This is a genomic window from Exiguobacterium sp. FD-YE-25-4, assembly GCF_057004685.1.
The window spans coordinates 1,248,675-1,269,077 of record NZ_CM168041.1 but is presented as its reverse complement, the minus strand read 5'-3'; the positions used below and the strand labels follow the sequence as shown (position 1 = coordinate 1,269,077).

16 protein-coding genes are annotated in these 20,403 nt (G+C 53.1%); all 16 read right to left on the bottom strand.

The features are described 5' to 3' along the window. Positions 1-10: 10 nt before the first annotated feature. The gene (locus tag AC13H5_RS06525; RefSeq protein WP_034777292.1) at positions 11-1,678 is read right to left on the bottom strand and encodes a ribonuclease J; all 1,668 of its coding nucleotides are present in this window, start codon (positions 1,676-1,678) and stop codon (positions 11-13) included. A 95-nt stretch (positions 1,679-1,773) separates the two neighbouring features. After that, positions 1,774-2,427, bottom strand: a complete 654-nt coding sequence (locus tag AC13H5_RS06520) for a M15 family metallopeptidase (protein WP_214707485.1) — start codon at positions 2,425-2,427, stop codon at positions 1,774-1,776. Next, positions 2,424-3,677, bottom strand: a complete 1,254-nt coding sequence (locus AC13H5_RS06515; RefSeq protein WP_034777290.1) for a lipid II:glycine glycyltransferase FemX — start codon at positions 3,675-3,677, stop codon at positions 2,424-2,426. Before AC13H5_RS06515 ends, AC13H5_RS06520 begins: the two co-directional genes overlap by 4 nt. Positions 3,678-3,680: 3 nt before the next feature. After that, positions 3,681-5,141 (bottom strand): UDP-N-acetylmuramoyl-L-alanyl-D-glutamate--2,6-diaminopimelate ligase, encoded by a 1,461-nt coding sequence (locus AC13H5_RS06510; RefSeq protein WP_232939398.1) that lies wholly within the window; start codon positions 5,139-5,141, stop codon positions 3,681-3,683. An 83-nt stretch (positions 5,142-5,224) separates the two neighbouring features. Further along, complete coding sequence (locus AC13H5_RS06505) at positions 5,225-6,442, bottom strand: M16 family metallopeptidase (protein WP_034777288.1); 1,218 nt, start codon at positions 6,440-6,442, stop codon at positions 5,225-5,227. A 50-nt stretch (positions 6,443-6,492) separates the two neighbouring features. Next, the gene (gene pnp, locus AC13H5_RS06500; RefSeq protein WP_138859580.1) at positions 6,493-8,709 is read right to left on the bottom strand and encodes a polyribonucleotide nucleotidyltransferase; all 2,217 of its coding nucleotides are present in this window, start codon (positions 8,707-8,709) and stop codon (positions 6,493-6,495) included. Positions 8,710-8,841: 132 nt separating this feature from the next. Next, positions 8,842-9,111, bottom strand: coding sequence for a 30S ribosomal protein S15 (gene rpsO, locus AC13H5_RS06495; protein WP_015881433.1), 270 nt, complete (start codon positions 9,109-9,111; stop codon positions 8,842-8,844). 124 nt (positions 9,112-9,235) lie between these two features. Next, complete coding sequence (locus AC13H5_RS06490) at positions 9,236-10,162, bottom strand: bifunctional riboflavin kinase/FAD synthetase (RefSeq protein WP_034777286.1); 927 nt, start codon at positions 10,160-10,162, stop codon at positions 9,236-9,238. A 16-nt stretch (positions 10,163-10,178) separates the two neighbouring features. Continuing rightward, positions 10,179-11,087: a tRNA pseudouridine(55) synthase TruB gene (gene truB, locus AC13H5_RS06485; protein WP_483546482.1), complete on the bottom strand. Its 909-nt coding sequence runs from the start codon at positions 11,085-11,087 to the stop codon at positions 10,179-10,181. 48 nt (positions 11,088-11,135) lie between these two features. Further along, a complete protein-coding gene (gene rbfA, locus AC13H5_RS06480) occupies positions 11,136-11,486 on the bottom strand; it encodes a 30S ribosome-binding factor RbfA (protein WP_483546481.1) in 351 nt (116 codons plus the stop codon). 18 nt (positions 11,487-11,504) lie between these two features. Next, positions 11,505-13,739, bottom strand: coding sequence for a translation initiation factor IF-2 (infB, locus tag AC13H5_RS06475; RefSeq protein ID WP_214710613.1), 2,235 nt, complete (start codon positions 13,737-13,739; stop codon positions 11,505-11,507). Between the two features lie 21 nt (positions 13,740-13,760). Continuing rightward, entirely contained in the window at positions 13,761-14,057 is a 297-nt protein-coding gene (locus AC13H5_RS06470) for a YlxQ family RNA-binding protein (protein ID WP_021067159.1), read from the bottom strand. Then, on the bottom strand, positions 14,054-14,332 hold the full coding sequence (rnpM, locus tag AC13H5_RS06465; protein ID WP_200881481.1) for an RNase P modulator RnpM: 279 nt from the start codon (positions 14,330-14,332) through the stop codon (positions 14,054-14,056). Before rnpM ends, AC13H5_RS06470 begins: the two co-directional genes overlap by 4 nt. Continuing rightward, the gene (gene nusA, locus AC13H5_RS06460; protein WP_034777276.1) at positions 14,329-15,495 is read right to left on the bottom strand and encodes a transcription termination factor NusA; all 1,167 of its coding nucleotides are present in this window, start codon (positions 15,493-15,495) and stop codon (positions 14,329-14,331) included. Before nusA ends, rnpM begins: the two co-directional genes overlap by 4 nt. A gap of 12 nt (positions 15,496-15,507) precedes the next feature. Beyond that, positions 15,508-15,978 (bottom strand): ribosome maturation factor RimP, encoded by a 471-nt coding sequence (rimP, locus tag AC13H5_RS06455; protein WP_034777274.1) that lies wholly within the window; start codon positions 15,976-15,978, stop codon positions 15,508-15,510. A 119-nt stretch (positions 15,979-16,097) separates the two neighbouring features. Next, positions 16,098-20,390: a PolC-type DNA polymerase III gene (locus AC13H5_RS06450; protein WP_214707473.1), complete on the bottom strand. Its 4,293-nt coding sequence runs from the start codon at positions 20,388-20,390 to the stop codon at positions 16,098-16,100. Between the last annotated feature and the right edge of the window lie 13 nt (positions 20,391-20,403).

Sequence of the window (20,403 nt, the reverse complement as noted above, 5' to 3'; positions counted from 1 at the left end):
TCTCAATTCCTTAAATCTCCATGATGATCGGCAAGATCATCGGACGACGTTTCGTCTGTTCGAACAAGTAGACGCTGAGCCGCTCGCGGATATTTGATTTCAACTCGGTCCAATCACTTCCAGCCTGGAGACTCTTCTCGATCTGTTTCGTGACGATGCGGTTCGCTTCTGAGATCATCTCTTCGGATTCACGCATATAGACGAATCCGCGCGAGATGAGTTCAGGTCCTGAAATCAATTTCTTCTGTTTCCGGTTCAACGTGACGACACAGAGGACGACACCGTCTTGTGACAAGAGACGACGGTCACGGAGGACGATATTCCCGACGTCCCCAACGCCAATTCCATCGATCAAGACGTTGCCGGCCGGTACTTTACGGCTCATCCGAGCTTTGCGTCCCGTGAACTCGACGACATCCCCTTTTTCGACGATAAAGATGTTGTTCGATTTCACACCGACTTGCTCGGCGAGTTTCGAGTGGGCCATCTGCATCCGGTATTCTCCGTGAATCGGAAGGAAGTACTTCGGTTTGACGAGGTTCAACATGAGCTTGAGCTCTTCGGCCGAACCGTGTCCCGAGACGTGTACTTTCCGTTGGTTATAGATGACGTTCGCTCCTGAGCGGAACAAAAGGTCGATCGTCTTCGAGACGGACTTCTCGTTCCCAGGAATCGGTGTCGCCGCGATGACGACCGTGTCGTTCAAGCGGATGTTCACTTGCTTATGGGCGTTGCGCGCCATGCGCGTCAAGGCCGCCATCGGCTCGCCTTGCGAACCGGTCGTCAAGATGACGACTTTGTTGTCAGGCAAGCGATTCACTTGCGACAGCTCGACGAGCGTCTTCGGCTTGAAGCGAAGGTAGTTGAGCTTCTGCGCCACTTCGACGATATTGACCATGCTGCGACCGACGACGGCGACTTTGCGGTCGTTCGCCTCGGCTGCCGCGAACACTTGTTGAAGACGGTGCACGTTCGAAGCGAAAGAGGCGACGATGACGCGGCCCTCAGCTTGATAGATGACATCGTTCAACTCGGCGCCGACGAGCGACTCCGAACCAGTTTGGCCAGGGCGTTCCGCATTCGTCGAATCTGACAATAAGCAGAGGACGCCGCGTTGGCCGATGGCTGCCAACTTGTTAAAGTCCGACTGTTTCCCATCGACTGGCGTGTAATCAAACTTAAAGTCGCCCGTGTGTACGATGGCGCCTTGTGACGTTTGAATGCAGACACCGACACAATCCGGGATTGAGTGGTTGACGCGGAAGAAAGTGATGAAATGATCAGCGATAGTCAATTTCGTTTTGGCGTCAATCAATCGGAGGTCGACTTCTTTTAACAAGCCCGCCTCTTTCAATTTGAGCTCGATTAAACCGAGCGTCAATTTCGTCCCATACACGGGAACGTGCTTCAAATCACGGAGTACGTAGCTGAGCCCACCGATATGGTCTTCGTGACCATGGGTGATGAAAATCGCGCGTACCCGATCTTTATTTTCTTTTAAATACGTAATGTCTGGGATGACAATATCAATCCCGAGCATCTCATCGCCTGGAAACATAAGGCCGGCATCGATGACGAAGATGTCGTCGTCTAGTTCCACGACGTACATGTTCTTCCCGATTTCGCCTACGCCTCCAAGCGCAAAGACGCTAACGTTCTCTGTCTTCTTCTTTGACACTAACAAAAACCTCCTAGATGTTGCATATTCTGTTTCGTCCACTTATCGCTACTGAATATTGTATCGGAAAACTGCTGATATGCCAACATTTCCGTTCAATTGACGAGAGGTTTCATCACATCGGCGAGTGGCATCGTCGCTTTGTCGTCCGGACGTTTCCCGGAAGCGAGTTGGCGAATCGACAAGCCGAAGTCCATTTGTAAATGCGGGTAATCCGGAAAACTTCTCCAATCCCCGCCCCATTCGAAGCCGAGTGCTTTGCCGAGTTCTCCTAACTCTTGCCAATCGGGTTCGTCCGATCGGTTGTGGTCCGACTCGAGATTGTAATCGGCACGGTTATTGTGGATGATGACGAAATCGACGGCGAGCCCATAGTTATGGTAACTTTGTCCCGCCTTGGCGTTCGTCACGACTTGTCCCGGTTTCGAGCGCCCTTGGGCATAGAGCGCGTTCTGCTCATCGGCCGACCGATACCCCGACGTCAGACGGACCTCGAGGCCGAGGCAAGAGTAGGCCAGGCGCACGAACGACTCGCTCCGCTCGCGGACGTGCGGATGAAGCTTCGCGAACGCCTTTTCACTTCGCTCGACGACGACATCTTCCGAGCCCGGGTTGCGTTCACACATTCCCGCTTCAAATGTCGGTTCATCGACCCATGGCATCGGGCCCGGACGTGACAACGTGTACGCTAAAAAGATTCCGACTAAAAACGCCGTCATCGCGAACGTCAAAACGCCGGTCCATTTCATCGGCGCAACCGTTTACGGAGTCCTTTGACGAGCGGTAATCCCGTCTCGAGGGCGAAATAGAGCGGACGATTCAAGACGAGGTCGAACTCGCCGACTTTCTCGATCAAATCGCTTCCCCAGCCCGACTTGAACGCATAAAGCCCTGCATACTCGTCATCAGGCTCCGTGCTACCCGATACGCCACCGAAATCGTAGCGTTCGGCCCCGCTCGCCTTGGCTGCTTGCATCATCGTCCATTGCATGAGGTGGTTCGGCATGAACTCACGAAACTCGTTGGAGGATGCCCCGTACAGATAATACGAGCGTCGTCCGGCAAGCGTCAACAGACCGCCCGACAAGACGAGACCGTTCGGGTATTTCTCGTGTAACTCCGTCAGTTCAGGTAACGCGGCTTGAATCTTCTCGATTTGCTCACGTGTCTGCTTTTGACGGTTCAACAAGCTCGTCCGTTTCTTCTCGACCGTTTCCGTCTCGAGTGACCGTTCGATTTTCCCAAGGTCACGCTCCGCTTTTTCGAGTGTGGCCATCTGTTGGTCGAGTGCGAGTTTCGGTTCAAGTTTCGTCAAAAACAAACGGGCGTCATCAGGTTGCAGACAATCGTATAGGTTCTCGAAATAGTCAAGTCCACGAATAGCAAAACCGTCACGCTCGCCCGTCACTTTCATCAAGTCGGCGAACGTCTTAAGCCCGTCGCGCCCGACTTCCGTGCAGACGATCCCTTTCCGTTCGGCCAAGCGAACGTTATAGCGGAATTTATGATGGAATTTGCCGAAGATGTCTTTCTCGCTCGGGCGTAAATCCGTCTCCATCGTGAACCGCGGTTGGGCGTAATCAAACCCACCGCCGTATCCTTTATGGGCGAAGCCGAGACTCGCCATCTCGGTCAATAGACCTGGCACTTCATCTCGATCGATATTCGGATCGATTTTCACGACGATCGCTTTGTTCGCCTTGGCGACCCGCTTCGCCTCCTCGGTCAATGCCCGTAAAGAAGCCACGTCGTCATAGTCGACGACGAAGCCGCGTGGCGCATAGCAGAGTGTGAATGGGAGCTTCGGTACACGTTTGAATAAGAGTAACGCCACCCCGCTCGTCACCCCATCGTTCGCGACGGCGACCCGCTCGGCGAACCAGCCGTTTTGTCGTTTGACGTCGGCCCAACTCGAAAGCTGAAGCAAGTCCCCACGGTCGTGTGTTTTGACGAAATCGTCATGCTCTTTCTCTGTCAAGGTGATCGGTTGTACTGCCATAAATCATATTTCCTCCGTCTTCAAAATTGTCGCTCGGACGATTGCTTCTTCATCTAGCGGAATTTTCTCATTACCGATGATTTGATATTTCTCATGCCCTTTTCCGGCCAAGACGACGATATTGTCCGGTTCGGCCAACCGAGCCGCATAACGGACAGCCTCTTCCCGGTCCCCAATCTCGACGAAATTATCGTGGGTCATCCCGGCGGCGATTCCGCTCGTGATCGAGTCGTACGCTTCAAAACGCGGGTCATCCGTCGTGATGACGACCGTCCCCGCATATTTCGAGGCCATCTCTCCCATCGTCGGCCGCTTCGTAACGTCACGGTTCCCGCCTGTACCGATCAAGAATACGATCTTCTCTTTCGGGACACCGACGAGTGATTTCAAGCATTGCTCGATGCCATCCGGTGTATGCGCATAGTCCGCATAGACGTTATACCCTGGTACGTCGAGACGTTGCATCCGCCCTTTGGCAGGATGAATCGACTCGAGTGCCTGAACGATCTCAGGCAAACGATAGCCGGCAGCGATCAAACACCCGGTCGCGAGCAAGATGTTGTACACGTTGAACCGGCCGATGAATTGAACGGTCAACGGATGACTCTCCCCTTGGTAGTTGAGGCTAAAACTCGTCTCTGACAGCGTCTGAACGATATCTGATGCCGTCACATCGGCCATCTCGTCGATTGCATACGTGATCACTCGGGCGCCCGTCATCGTCTCGTACAGCTTGCTGTACGGATCATCCGCGTTCAACACGGCAACTTTGTGACGCGACGCCATCTGTCCGAGTTGAGCGAACAATAAGCCTTTCGCCCGCGCATAGTTTTCGAACGTACCATGGAAATCGAGATGGTCATGCGTCAAGTTCGTGAAGCCGACGATATCGAAGTCCGTACCGATGACGCGACCGAGTTCGAGTCCGTGCGATGACACTTCCATCATCACATCGGTGACGCCTTCTTCGTGCATCCGGGCGAGCAACTGTTGCAGCTCAGAGCTTTGCGGTGTCGTGTTTTTGCTCGGGACGACCGTATCGTTAATGCGTACCTCGACCGTGCCGATCAAGCCGGTGCTATGTCCGAGCTCGGTGAGGACATCACGTAAAATGGTCGTCGTCGTCGTCTTGCCGTTCGTTCCCGTGATCCCGAACAGACGCATCTGCTCAGACGGATATTGATAGAACGCGGACGCCAATAGACCGACCGTACGTGTGCTGTCACGCACGATCAAGTTCGGCACACTCAAAGAGAGTGGCCGTTCACTGACGACGGCGACTGCGCCTTTAGTGACTGCTAAATCAGCGTAGTCGTGACCGTCGACCGTATAGCCTTTAATGGCGACGAACAGCGTCCCTGGGACGACTTCACGCGAGTCGGTCGTCACATGGGTCACCGTGATGCCTTGTAGGTTTGGTTGATTAATCAATTGTATGTGGTTAGCTAAATCCGTTAAGTTCAAGTCTTTCCCTTCTTTCACCTGTTCCTGTCCAAAGTAAAGAATACCTCTTAATCAGTGTAGAGAACTTACAATTCGGTTTCAAGTCAGTCTTCGGACGGAAGGACATATGATTTGGCAGGGGCGTGGCCGAGCACCTCATTGATGAGGGTGTTGACGTCACGCGTTTCAATGCGATCAACTTTGTCGAGCACTTCGTTCAAATCCTCGACTTCATCGAGCAGGACGAGGTTGCGTCCGTTGCGGTTCATCCGTGCGCTCGTGCTCTCGTTCCCAAGGACGAGCGACCCTTTCAGTTGTCGTTTCCCTTTCTCGACTTCCTCATCGGACAGCCCATCCGCTTTTAACGTTTCGAGCTCACGCGTCATGATCGTCTCGACTTGCGCGAGCGTTTCTGGTGACGTTCCGATATAAATGGTGAACGTCCCGTGGTCGTCGAACGTCGTATAGTACGAGTAGATCGAGTAGGCGAGGCCTTCCTCTTCTCGAATCGACTGGAACAGCCGTGACGACATCGTCGCCCCGATCGCATTGTTCAACAAGGCCAAATGCGGCAATCGATCGTCTTTGGCGGCAATCGCCTCGAAGTTCCAGCACAGGTGCGCTTGCTCCGTCTCTTTCTGTTTCTTCACCACGTCGCTATACAAGATCGGCGTCGTCGATTCTTTCGGTGATTCCCCTGATGGAAGGTCGGCAAACCTTCTCGTGACCGCCTCGACCAACTCTTGCGGCACGTGGCCGGCGATTGAGACGACGACACGGTTGCCTGTATACGTCGAAGCGACGTAGCGGAGCAATTGCTCCCGAGATAGTCCGAGGACGCTCGCTTCCGTCCCGAGAATCGGTTCGGCGAGAATATCATCTTTATAGACGGCTTTCGCGAGCAGCTCGTGGACGAGATCTTCCGGGGTGTCCTCATACATTTTAATTTCTTCTAAGACGACCCGCTTTTCTTTCTCGAGCTCCGTCTCATCAAACAACGAATCGAATAGCATGTCGGCGAGCGCGTCGAAGGCGATGACCGCGTGCTCGTCAAGCGTCTTCACGTAATAGCACGTATGATCTTTTGACGTGAACGCGTTCACGCTTCCGCCAAGTTCATCAAAGAACGACGCGATCTCTTTTGCCGTTCTCGTCTTTGTTCCTTTGAATAGCATATGTTCAATCAAGTGGCTGATGCCGATCTCGGTCATGTCTTCGGTCCGAGTGCCGGCTTTGATAAAGACACCGGTCGACGTGCTGCGGACATCCGCCATCGGTTCAATCACGATGCGGACGCCGTTGTCTAATGTGATCCATTCCATGTTATCACTCCTATGAAAAAGGCCATCGCACCAGACGATGGCCATCATGATTAGTTTGTCGGGCGTGGCGGACGACGGTCTCCGTCACGACGCGGCGGACGGCTGTCACGTGGTGGACGGCTCTCGCGCTGCGCTTTACGTTTCGCTTCGTATGCTTCGCGTTCTTCCGGTGACAATCCTTCAAGGATGAGCACTTTGTGCGAGGCATTGACTCGGCCTTTGTCATCGATTTCCGTTACGCGGACTTTAATTGTATCACCGAGTTTAACGACGTCTTCGACGTTCGCGACGCGATCAAGACTGAACTCAGAGACGTGGACGAGCGCGTCCTTGCCTTTGAACAACTCAACGAAAGCGCCGAATTTCTCAATACGACGAACCGTCGCGTCGAACTCTTCGCCGACGACGACTTCGCGGACGATGTCACCGATGAGCGCCATCGCCATGTCGATACCTTCTTGATCGGTCGACGCGATGAAGACTGTACCGTCTTGCTCGATATCGATTTTGACACCCGTTTGGTCGATGATGCTGTTGATCATCTTCCCGCCCGGTCCGATCACGTCACGGATCTTGTCCGGATTGATCGTCATCGTCACGATTTTCGGTGCATACTTCGACAACTGTGGACGCGGTGCGTCGAGCGTCTCAAGCATATGGTTCAAGATATGGAGACGGCCTGAACGTGCTTGTTCGAGTGCCTCTTCCAAGATCTCACGCGTGATCCCGGCAATTTTGATATCCATTTGGAGCGCCGTGATCCCGTCTTTCGTTCCTGCTACTTTGAAGTCCATGTCTCCGAGATGATCTTCGAGACCTTGGATGTCAGTGAGGACCGTATAGTGTTCGCCTTCCATGATGAGACCCATTGCGATCCCGGCAACTGGTGCCTTGATCGGCACACCTGCGTCCATGAGGGCGAGTGTCGAACCACAGATTGACGCCTGTGAACTCGAACCGTTCGACTCGAGTACTTCCGAGACGAGACGAATCGTGTAAGGGAAGTCGGCTTCTTTCGGGATGATTGGAAGAAGTGCACGTTCTCCTAGGGCACCGTGACCGATTTCACGACGACCTGGCGCACGCACCGGACGAGCTTCTCCGACCGAGAACGGCGGGAAGTTATAGTGGTGCATGAAGCGCTTGTTCTCTTCTAACCCGATGCCGTCGATGATTTGAGCATCTCCGATGACGCCGAGTGTCGCGACCGACATGACTTGTGTTTGTCCACGTGTGAATAACCCAACGCCGTGGGCGCGTGGCAACAAGCCCGTTTCTGATGCGAGCGGGCGGATGACTTCCGGGCGACGACCGTCCGGACGAACTTTGTCGACCGTGATCAAACGGCGGACTTCGTCTTTGACGAACTTGTTCAAGATGCCAGATACTTCTTTCAACTTAGCCGGTTCGTCAGCGAGTGATTCTTCGTATGCAGCTACGTATTTGGCAATCACTTCGTTGATTGCTGCGTCACGTGCATGCTTCTCTTCGACTTGAACCGCGGCGTTGATTTCTGGACGTGCTGCTTCGAGCTCAGCCGACAAAGCGTCATCAAACTTCGATACCGTATATTCGAACTTCGGTTTCCCGACAGCTTCGACGATTTCTGTTTGGAACGCGACCAATTTCTTGATCTCTTCGTGACCGAACAAGATTGACTCGAGCATGACGTCTTCCGGTACTTCGTTCGCGCCTGCTTCAACCATGTTGATCGCAGTTGCTGTTCCGGCGACTTGGAGCTCAAGGTCCGTCTGTTCGAGTTGAGCTGTCGTCGGGTTGACGACGAACTCACCGTTGACACGTCCGACTGTCGCTCCGGCGATCGGCCCGTCGAACGGGATGTCCGAAATCGAGAGTGCGATCGACGTTCCAAGCATACCGGCCATTTCAGCCGAGCAGTCTGGATCGTTCGACATGACGTAGATCATGACTTGAATATCGTGACGGAATCCGTCAGGGAAAAGCGGACGGATCGGACGGTCGATGAGACGTGATGTCAAAATCGCGTTCTCTCCAGGACGTCCTTCCCGACGGAGGAAACCTCCTGGGATTTTACCGACCGAGTATAATTTTTCTTCATAGTTGACCGTGAGCGGGAAGAAATCTAAATCCTTCGGCGCTTTCGATGCTGTGACCGTGGCGAGCACGACCGTGTCCCCATAACGGACGAGTGCCGAGCCGTTTGCTTGTTTCGCAAGTTGCCCGACTTCTACAGATAGCGGACGACCGCCCCATTCAGTAGAAAAGACTTGTTTCGTACCTAACATGAACATTCTCCTCTCAAACCTTATCTAGTTTATTATGTAACTCATTCATATGAATGTCTAATGATTTTCCTCCCAAAAAAGAAGAAACGGACTAGGAACAAGTGTCCCAGTCCGTCACATGGTCCGTTCGGATTAACGACGGAGACCAAGGCGTTGAATCAATTCACGGTAACGTGTAACGTCCTTGTTACGAAGGTACGTAAGCAAGTTACGGCGACGTCCAACCATTTTCAAAAGACCGCGACGTGAGTGGTGGTCTTTCTTGTGTGTACGAAGATGATCGTTCAAAGTGTTGATTTGTTCAGTCAATACTGCAACTTGAACTTCCGGTGAACCAGTGTCACCTTGTTTTGTCGCGTATTCCGCGATGATTTCGTTTTTACGTTCTTTTGAGAGTGCCATTGCCTCTCCACCTCCATTTAATAGAAAATTGCCGCGTTGCCGAGCCGTCGTTGGTGAATCGTCCAGCCAAGCGAAGCGGTGTACTTTGCGTACCAAATTAGGATACCGTACCACCCATTCAAAGTCAAGACAGGATTGCCCGGGCGGCTGTCTCATCTTGCTTGAGTTGAGCGATGAGTGCGTCGAGTCCGTCGAACGCCCGCTCGTCACGCAAGTAATGCATCCATTCGATCTCGATCAGTTGCCCGTATAGATCCTCTGAGAAATCGAACAAGTGGCTCTCGATCGAGACGTCCCCGGTCGCATAAAACGTCGGCCGCCGCCCGACGTTCGTCATCGCGTCGAACGTCCGGCCGTCCTGAAGCCGTACACGCGTCGCGTAGACACCGAGACGCGGCATGACATACGATGCGTCCATGACGACGTTCGCTGTCGGGTAACCGATCGTCCGGCCACGGGCGTCGCCGTGGATGACTTCCCCGCAGATGACGTACGGCGTACCGAGCAACTCGCTCGCCACATCGACGTCACCGGCACCGAGCAATTGACGAATCCGCGTCGACGACACTTTTTCGCCGCCACTCGTCTGTTCGGCGACGACCGAGGTCGTGAAGCGACCGCGCGCATGATACGGCAGCGTCTCCATCGTCCCTTCGCCAAATTTACCGTACGAGTAGTCAAAACCTGCCGTCACGTGGACCGCACCGGCACCAATCAAATAGTCATCCACGAATTGTTGCGGTGACAGGCTCGCCAACTCTTTCGTGAACGTGATGACGATACACCGTTCGACACCGAGTCCGGCAATTCGGTTCAATTTCCGCTGGAGCGGTGTGATATAACGGACCGCATCCGGTTTGTTTGAGAGCACTTGTTTCGGGTGCGGGTCGAACGTGATCACGGTCACGGGTACATCGAGCTGTTTCGCTTGCGCCTGTGCATGCCGAATCACGGCCTGATGTCCGGTGTGGACGCCGTCGAAAAATCCGAGCACCATGACCGAAGGGACCAGGTCAGGTGTCTCCGGATACGTCAGATGGATCGTTTCCATAACTTCAATCTCCCCTTTAGTCGATGGTCAACATGACCTCGACAGTTGCGTCTGTTGTTCCGTCAAGCCGTCGATAGAGGGCAAGTGGAATTCCTTCTTCATTATAGACAGTAAACAGTTCAAATTCGAGCGAGACGTCGTTCAAACGACCCCCGTTGCGAATATACCGTTCCCGATTGGCTGGAATCGTCATCGCAGGCCAACGCTTGATGACCTGTTCGAGCGGGATGAGGTGGTTCATGCGTTCCTCGACCGTCTCGAGGTCGGCGAGTTGTTGCAACGTGACAGCGGCCGTCTCCTCGAACGAACCAGACCTCGTCCGCCGCAGGTCGCTCATATGGGCCGGATAGCCGAGACGCTCCCCGATTTGGACGGCGAGCGTCCGAATGAATGTGCCTTTGCCACACTCGACGTCGACACGGAAACGGCAGACACCGTCTTCGATGACCGGGTCATTCGTCCGGACGAGGCGATGAATCTCGACGATACGGCGCGGTCGTTCCACCGTCTGACCTTTTCGGGCGTATTCGTACAATTTCTTGCCGTTCACTTTGACGGCAGAGAAGTACGGTGGGATTTGCTCAATCTTTCCTGTCAACGTCTCGAGGACGCGATCGATGTCTGCAGCAGTGAACGCCTCCGGACCGACTTCGCGCGTCTCGACGACCTCGCCATGGGCATCCTCGGTCATCGTCGCCGTCCCGATTGTAATCTCGGCGGCGTACCGTTTGCCTTCATCGGTCAGAAAACGTGACAGCTTTGTCGCCCGGCCGAGACAGATCGGCAGGACACCGGTCACTTCGGGGTCGAGCGTGCCGGTATGACCGACTTTCTTCGTTTGGAACAATTTACGGAGCTTGAACACGCAGTCGTGGCTCGTCATGCCGCTGTCTTTATCTAAAATCAATACACCTGTTGGTTCCATCTGGATTCCTCCCATCAAAAAAGGGGAGACGCGAGTCCCCCCTTCAATTTATTGGTCGTTCCGATTTAAGTCACGAATCAATGAATCGATATGGCTACCATATGCGACCGATGAATCGTATTCGAACGACAATTCTGGCGTTTTCCGAAGACGAATGCGGCTCCCGATCTCGCGGCGAATAAATGCGCTCGCCTTATCGAGACCAGCTTGCGTCTCAGCCTTCATTTCGGCGTCGTCTCCGAGCACCGTGTAGTAGGCTGTCGCTTGCTGCAAATCTCCTGTCACATCGACACTTGTAATTGTAGCGTTCTTCGTACGTGGGTCGTTGACTTCACGGAGCAAGATATCTGTAATCTCTTTACGCATCTGCTCTGCGACGCGTTGGGCACGAATGTTCATACGTGTTCCCTCCTCGCTTTATTTACGTTCGACTTCTTTCATGATGAACGCTTCGATAACGTCCTCCACTTTGATGTCGTCGAACTTCTCTACTTTAATCCCACACTCGTAACCTGTCGCGACTTCTTTGACGTCGTCTTTGAAGCGGCGGAGCGTATCGAGTTTTCCTTCGTACACAACAATCCCGTTACGGATGATGCGGACGCCGGCGTCGCGTGAGATTTTACCTTCTGTGACGTAACAGCCGGCAATCGTACCGACTTTCGAGACTTTAAAGACGTCACGGACTTCAACTTGTCCTGTGATTTCTTCAACGAACTCAGGGTCGAGCATCCCTTTCATCGCGCTCTCGATTTCATCGATCGCGTTATAGATGATGCGGTGCAGACGCATTTCAACATGCTCTTGCTCGGCCATCGACCGGGCGTTACCATCTGGGCGAACGTTGAATCCGATGATGATCGCATTTGCCGCCGAAGCGAGAATGACGTCACCTTCTGTGATTGCACCGACACCTTGGTGGACGATGTTGATTTTAACGCCTGCGACGTCGATTTTGCGGAGTGAACCAGCGAGTGCTTCAGCCGAACCTTGAACGTCTGCTTTGATGATGACGTTCAAATCTTTGACTTCGCCTTCTTGAATGCGGCTGAACAAGTCATCAAGACTAACTTTAGCCGATTCGCGACGCTGTGATTCGAGGTAACGTTGGTAACGTTTTTCTCCGATTGCACGTGCTTTTTTCTCATCTTCGAACACGATGAACTGATCCCCGGCTTGTGGGACATCGTTCAATCCTGTGATCTCGATTGGCGTCGATGGACCGACTTCTTTCACACGACGACCGATATCGTTGACCATGGCCCGGACGCGTCCGAACGTGCTGCCGACGACGATTGAGTCACCAATCCGGAGTGTCCCGTGTTGAACGAGAAGCGTGGCGACAGGACCGCGGCCTTTATCGAGCTTCGCTTCGATGACCGAACCGCGAGCTGGCATTTCAGGCGTCGACTTGTACTCTTCGACTTCTGATACGAGTAAGATCATCTCGAGCAACTCATCGATCCCCTCGTCTTTCAAAGCTGAGATCGGTACGAAAATCGTTTCGCCGCCCCACTCTTCCGGTACGAGACCGAACTCTGTCAATTCTTGTTTGACGCGGTCAGGGTTTGCGCCTTCTTTATCCATTTTGTTCACGGCGACGATGATCGGCACGTTTGCCGCTTTCGCATGTGAAATGGCTTCTTCTGTCTGTGGCATCACGCCGTCATCCGCTGCGACAACGATAATCGCGATATCTGTCACTTCGGCTCCACGGGCACGCATCGTCGTAAAGGCGGCGTGACCTGGTGTGTCGAGGAACGTGATCTTTTTATCGTTGACTTCAACTTGATAAGCACCGATGTGCTGCGTGATTCCGCCGGCTTCACCAGCAACGACTTTCGTGTTGCGGATCGAGTCAAGAAGTGTTGTCTTACCATGGTCGACGTGACCCATGATTGTGACGACAGCAGGACGCTCAACAAGCTCGTACTCAGAGAAGTCGATTTCCACTTCTTCAAAGTCTGTCTCATCGATGAGTACTTCTTTCTCAACTTCGTAACCGAATTCAGTTGCAAGCAACTCAATCGTCTCGTCATCAAGCGTTTGGTTGATCGTCGCCATGACACCAAGACCCATCAACTTCATGATAATCTCGTTTGGCTTTTTATCCATCTTCGCAGCGAGGTCCGATACGCTGAGGACATCATCGTACTTGATGACGTTGCCCATTTCAGACTCTTGCGCTAAACGAGCTGCTTTACGTTGACTCGTTTTCGAATTCGGATCCGCTTCCAAGGGCACGGCTGCTTTCGCAGGTTTGCCTTTGAATTTACCACCGCGTTTCTTGTTGCGGTTGTCGTTGCGGTTGTTGCCGAAGCGGTTGCCACCACGGTTGCCCGCTTGGTTGCTTTGACCGCCAGACGCTTGTGGGCGTGCTTTCGGTGCTTCTTGCTTGGCAGCAGGTTTCGCGTCAGCCGGTTTTGACTCGGCAGACTTCGTTTCAGCTGGTTTCGTTGCAGCTGGTTTTTCTTGCTTGTCAGCCGAGCGGTATTTCTCAGGGTTGAAGACACGATCGAGTTGCTTGACCGATTCCTCATCTAAGACAGCCATGTGGTTTTTCACTGGCTTGTTCATTTTCTCGAGCTGAGTAATGACTTGTTTACTTGTTACATTCTGTTCTTTTGCAAATTCATAGACGCGTTTTCCCAAAGCATCCACCTCCGTTAATAGTTAAGAGAGAAGTTGCTTAAGCTTGTTCGCAAATCCGGATTCTGTCACAGACACGACGACTCGCATGTCTTTACCTAAAGCAGCCCCGATCGTATATCGGTCGCTCACTTCAATCAATGGAACACCATACGATGTACATTTGTCGGTAACCCGTTTTCTCGTAGACGCTCCAGCGTCTCCGGCAAGGATGACGAGTTTGGCTCGGCCAGCTCGCACATCCTTCAACACAAACTCTTCTCCCATCGTTACTTTCCTCGCCCGTGCGGCGAGGCCTAACAATGATTCCCACTGACTCATGATTCGGCTCCTGCAACAGCTTGAAGCAGCTGCTCATAAAGCGTGTCACTCGTCTTGACTTTTAAATGATGATCGAGTGTCCGTTTTTTCTCTGCTAAACGAATCACATCCGCATCTTTCGACAAATACGCTCCACGCCCGTTCAATTTACCGGACGTATCGATGACGACATCGCCTTCCGGCGTCCGAACGACACGAATCAACGCTTGTTTCGGTAACATTTCTTGCGTGACCACACATTTGCGCAAAGGAAGTTTCTTTTGCTTCATGGTCATTCCTCTTCTTTCACCGTTGTCGGCTCGAGGGCGACGTCAACCGAGTCAGTTTGTTCCATTTCATTGTGAACAATTTCTGGCTCCGGTTCAACTTTTTCGGCGTACGTATCATACAAGTCCATGCCTTCTGCATCCGTCTCGCTCTTGATATCAATTTTCCATCCCGTCAATTTAGCGGCAAGACGGGCGTTTTGACCACGCTTCCCGATGGCGAGTGACAATTGATAGTCTGGCACGACGACCGTCGTCGACTTATTCGGTTCATTGACGTACACGTCAACGACTTGAGCCGGGCTGAGTGCGTTTTTCACGAACTCTTTCGGATCGTTCGACCAACGAACGATATCGATTTTCTCACCGTTGAGCTCATCGACGATCGTTTGGACACGTTGCCCTTTCGGACCGACACAAGCGCCGACTGGATCGACGATGTCTGAATGGACGGCAATCTTTGAACGATCACCCGCTTCACGTGAGACCGACATGACATCGACCGTACCGCTCGCGATTTCTGGCACTTCGAGCTCGAACAAACGACGCAACAGACCTGGATGCGTCCGCGAGACTTGAATGGCTGCGCCAGAACCTTTCGTCGTCGAATCGACTTTCGTCACGTAAACTTTGATACGGTCATGAATCTGGTACGATTCATTCGGCATCTGTTCGTTCGGTGTGAGCACCGCTTCGATATTGTTTTCAAGACCGATATACAAGTTGCGTGGGTCGAACCGTTCCACAATCCCCGTCATGATCTCGTCTTCTTTATCGACGAAGTGGTTATAAATGCGCTCGCGCTCGGCTTCCCGCATCTTTTGCGTGACGACTTGTTTGGCTGTCATCGCCGCGACGCGACCGAAGTCGCTCGGTGTGACTTCTTCTTTATGGAAGTCCCCTAACTCGTAGTTCGGGTCAATCTCATGCGCTTCTTCGAGCGATAATTGTTGCTCGGGATGCGAGAGACGTTCAACGACTTCGAGAAGTGCGAAGACACGAATATCACCAGTCACTTGGTCGAATTCAACTTTTACGTTTTCATTCGGGTTGGCGACGTTTCGACGATATGCCGAAATGAGCGCCTGCTCGAGCGCATCGATGATAATCTCTTTCTCGATTCCTTTTTCGTTAGCAATCTGTTCGATTGTTGTGAGTAATTGTGGCCCCATCTTTACCTCTCCTTAACTAAACGTGACCGCTAGGCGGGCTTGTGCAATTTTGTCTACCGGTAGCGATATCGCTTTTTTTCTTGTCTTGATGCGCGTCTCGACGACGGCGGTCTCGCCGTCATATTCCGTCAAAATGCCTTCGAACTCTTTGGCACCTTCAATCGGGGCAAACGTCTTGATATAGACGTTCTTCCCAATCGCACGTTCAAAGTCGGTCGGCTTTTTCAGTGGTCGCTCGGCACCGGGACTCGAGACGTCAAGATAATAGGCTTGTTCGATCGGATCGCTATCGTTTAGTTTTTCCGAGAGTTGTTCGTTGATGTTGACGCAATCATCTAAATCGACGCCCCCCGGCTTGTCGATATAGACGCGCAAGAACCAATCTGGCCCTTCTTTCACGAATTCGACATCGACCAATTCCATGTTCTCACGCTCCACGATCGGCAACGCGATCGCTTCGACGACTTCTGTTATTTTGGACACTCTCATCCCTCCTTCTGGCTTTTACATACAAGAAAGGAGTAGGGTTCCCTACTCCTTTCCGTCGTAGTATCCAACATTGTTCGATACCAATATATCATATTTTCCCGGTTTTTCGCAACTTACACCCCAAAATCAAAGAACGAGAGTTGGTTCTCATCCGGGAGGCCTTCGAGACATTTCATCGTATCGAGCGTCTCGACGATCGTCTTCGACAACTTGGCCCGTTTGCGCAAGTCTTCTTTCGATAAAAACTGTCCTTCGGCGCGCGCCTCGACAATGGCTTTCGCCGCGTTCGTACCGAGACCATCGACGGCATTGAACGGCGGGATGAGCGTGTTCCCTTCAATCAAGAACTCGGTCGCGCTCGAACGGTACAAATCGATGTTCTGGAACTTCATGCCGCGCTCTAACATCTCGAGTGCGAGCTCGAGCACGGTGTGAAGCCCTTTGTCTTTCGCCGTGGCTTCAAATCCTTTTTCACGGATATCCGACATCGCTTTACGCACGGCCTGTGACCCTTTGATCATGGCCGACAAATCGAAGTCGCCGGCCCGGACCGTGAAGTACGTCGCGTAATACAGAATCGGATGATGCACTTTGAAGTAGGCAATCCGGACGGCCATGAGCACGTACGCCGTGGCGTGCGCTTTCGGGAACATATACTTGATCTTCTTACAAGACGAGATGTACCATTCCGGGACATCGTTGGCCCGCATCTCCGTCTCCATGTCTTCCGACAAGCCTTTCCCTTTCCGTACCGACTCCATGATTTTGAAGGCGAATGACGGTTCGAGGCCCGCATAAATCAAGTAGACCATGATGTCATCACGACACCCGATGACGTCTTTCAGTTCGCACGTCCCATTATAGATGAGCTCGTTGGCGTTCCCAATCCAGACATCTGTCCCGTGAGACAGTCCCGAAATTTGAACGAGTTCGGAGAACGTCGACGGTTTCGTCTCTTCGAGCATCTGCCGGACGAACTTCGTCCCGAACTCTGGAATCCCTAGCGTACCCGTCTTCGATTCGATTTGCTCCGGCGTGACACCGAGTACTTCCGGCGATGAAAAGATTTTCATGACCGTCGGATCGTCTGTCGGAATCGTCTTCGGATCAATGCCCGATAAATCTTGCAGCATGCGGATCGCGGTCGGGTCATCGTGACCGAGAATATCGAGTTTGAGCAAGTTGTCATGAATCGAGTGGAAGTCAAAGTGGGTCGTTTTCCACTCGGATGACTTATCATCGGCCGGATATTGGATCGGCGAAATTTCGGCGATGTCCATATAATCCGGGACGACGATGATCCCCCCCGGGTGTTGTCCCGACGTCCGTTTGACGCCGGTGACGCCCGAGACGAGCCGATCGACTTCGGCGTTCCGATAAATCTTATCGTTCTCGGTCGCATAACCTTTCACATATCCATATGCCGTCTTATCGGCAATCGTCCCAATCGTCCCCGCTCGGTACACATACTCTTCACCGAACAATACTTTCGTATAGGCGTGGGCGTGTGGTTGATATTCACCCGAGAAGTTCAAATCGATATCCGGTACTTTGTCCCCTTTGAACCCAAGGAACGTCTCGAACGGGATATCGTGCCCGTCCTTCGTATACCAAGTCCCACACTCCGGACATTGCTTGTCGGGAAGGTCATACCCGGACCCGACCGATCCGTCGTCGAAGAAGTGGGAATGTTGACACTTCGGACAGACGTAATGCGGCGGCAACGGGTTGACCTCGGTGATTTCGGTCATCGTCGCAACGAAACTCGAGCCGACCGAACCACGTGAACCGACGAGATAGCCGTCGTCGAGTGATTTCTTAACGAGCTTATGCGAAATCAAATAGATGACCGCAAAGCCGTGTCCGATAATCGATTTCAGCTCTTTCTCGAGCCGGGCCTCGACGATTTCCGGCAGTTGTTCTCCGTAAATCGAACGGGCCATGTCGTAACTCATGTTCCGGACCTCATCGTCTGCGCCTTCAATCTTCGGCGTGTACAAATCGTCCGGAATGATTTGAATCGACTCGATTTGATCGGCGATCGCATTCGGGTTCGTGATGACGATTTCGCGGGCGAGTTCGTCCCCGAGGAACTTGAACTCTTCCATCATCTCTTTCGTCGTCCGGAAATGGGCGTGCGGGAGTTCTTTCCGCGTGTTGATGAAGTTGGCACCACCTTGCGTCCGAATCAAGATCTCTCGGTACGAGCGGTCTGTCCGGTCAAGGTAATGAACGTTTCCGGTCGCACATACCGGCAGGCCGGCCTGTCCGGCGACGCGAATGATCCGCTTAATGATTTCCCGTAACTCGAGCTCGTTGGCGACGATCTCTTTATCGATCAAATGCATATAGAGCGCCGGGGGATGAATCTCGATGAAGTCGTAGAACGCCATCATCTTCTCAAGCTCTTCGTCTGACTTGTTCAGGGCGGCGTCAAAAATTTCACCGTTGTCACACGCCGAACCGATGAGGAGTCCTTCACGGCGCTTCACGATTTCCGAGCGCGGCATGCGTGCCATCCGGAACAAGTAATCGATGTGGGACAACGAGATTAGTTCGTATAAGTGACGAAGTCCCGGTTTTTTCGTTTTCGCATAAATCGTCGCATGGAACGGACGGATTTTCGAGACGTCGCTTCCGACTTTCGCGTTCAGTGAGCGATGCGTCTGCATCTCAAACATCTGTTTGGCGAGTTCGAGCAGTTTCATGAGCAAGTACGCCGTCGCCTCCGCATCATAGATGGCCCGGTGATGCTGGGTCAACTCGATATCGAATCGCTTCGCGAGCGTGTTGAGGCGGTGGTTTTTGAGCGTCGGTAAAATCGTCCGGGCGAGTTCGAGCGTGTCGATGACGGGATAGTCATCCGGCTCGTGCCCCCCGCTCCGAAGCGTCGCTTCTAAGAAGCCCATATCGAACGATGCGTTATGGGCGACGAGGATGCCGTCCCCGCACCAATCGACGAACTGTTTGGCGATGACTTCGGGATCGGGCTGGCCATGGACCATGTCGTCCGTGATGCCCGTCAGCTCGATTGTCGTAGCCGAGAGCGGATGTTTCGGATCGGCGAACGCCTCGAACCGGTCGATGATTTCACCGTCTTTAATTTTGACCCCGGCAAGTTCGATGATTTTGTTGTAGACGGCCGAAAGTCCGGTCGTCTCGACGTCGAAGACGACATACGTCGCATCATCGAGCGGGACATCGGTCGGGTGATACGCGACCGGCACGCCGTCATTGACGACGTTCGCCTCGACCCCGAACAGCACTTTGATGTCATTCTTTTTCCCGGCGTAATAGGCTTCCGGGAACGACTGGACGCCGGCGTGATCGGTGATGGCGATGGCGCGATGGCCCCATTTGGCCGCCCGGGCGACGAGCGCCGACACGTTCGTGACCGCGTCCATCTGGCTCATTTGCGTATGCGCGTGTAATTCGACGCGTTTCTCACCGGCCCACTCGTCACGGGCCGGTTCGACTTTCACTTCTTGCAGTTGCGATGCCATCATGCACAGTTCGCGCATGAAGCTGTCATCCTCGACCCGGCCGGCCGCTTGGATCCACATGCCTTTTTTGACGGCGCTGAGCATCCGGTCATCATCGTCATCGCGTGCGAACACTTTGACGATGAGTGAATCGGTATAGTCTGTCATCTTGAACGTGAACAGTTTCTTCCCGCTCTTCAGTTCTTTCCGTTCGGCCGAGAAGACGAGGCCTCGGATGGCGACGCGTCGTTCTTCTTCGATGATCGTCTTGATCGGGACGATCTCGTCTTTGATCAAGGCGCCCATCCGTACCTCGGTGACCGGTTCGTCGTTCGTCTCGGTCGCCTTCGCGAATTGCGCTGCGAGGGCGAGCTTCGCTTGTTCCAAATCTTCTTGCACGACTTGTTCGCGGAGCGCTTGGTTTGCTTCTTCATTCTCCGAGAACAGCGCTTGGCAAGGTTTCTTCATAAAGCCATAGGCGCTATAGAGCGCTTGGACTTCTTGGCATAACTCTTTATCGACATAGTTCGCCTCAGGGGCCGAGCGCACCGGGATGAGCAATTTGTTCTGCTCAAAGCGCGGTGAGACCGATGCGAAATAACTGCGCATCGCACCCGACACTTGGCTGAGTTCACTGACAATACGCGGCCAATAGTCGATATAATCCTGTTCGGCACCGCCTGAGGTCGTCGTGAAACGCGCGTACACCTCGTCAGCGAACGTCGCGTACCGGCTCTCGATTCGGCTCATGAACAGTTGATACACCTCGTACGGCAACACGCGCTGCAACTGGAAATAAAACGTCCACGTCCGGCGCTGCTTGTTGACGACAAGTCGCGTCAATTCCGCATCGTCGAATTGTTCCGTCTCGGTCGTGATGCCGAGATCGGTCAAGAGCAATTGCATTTTTTGATTAGCTTCCACGGGTAAGAAGTCC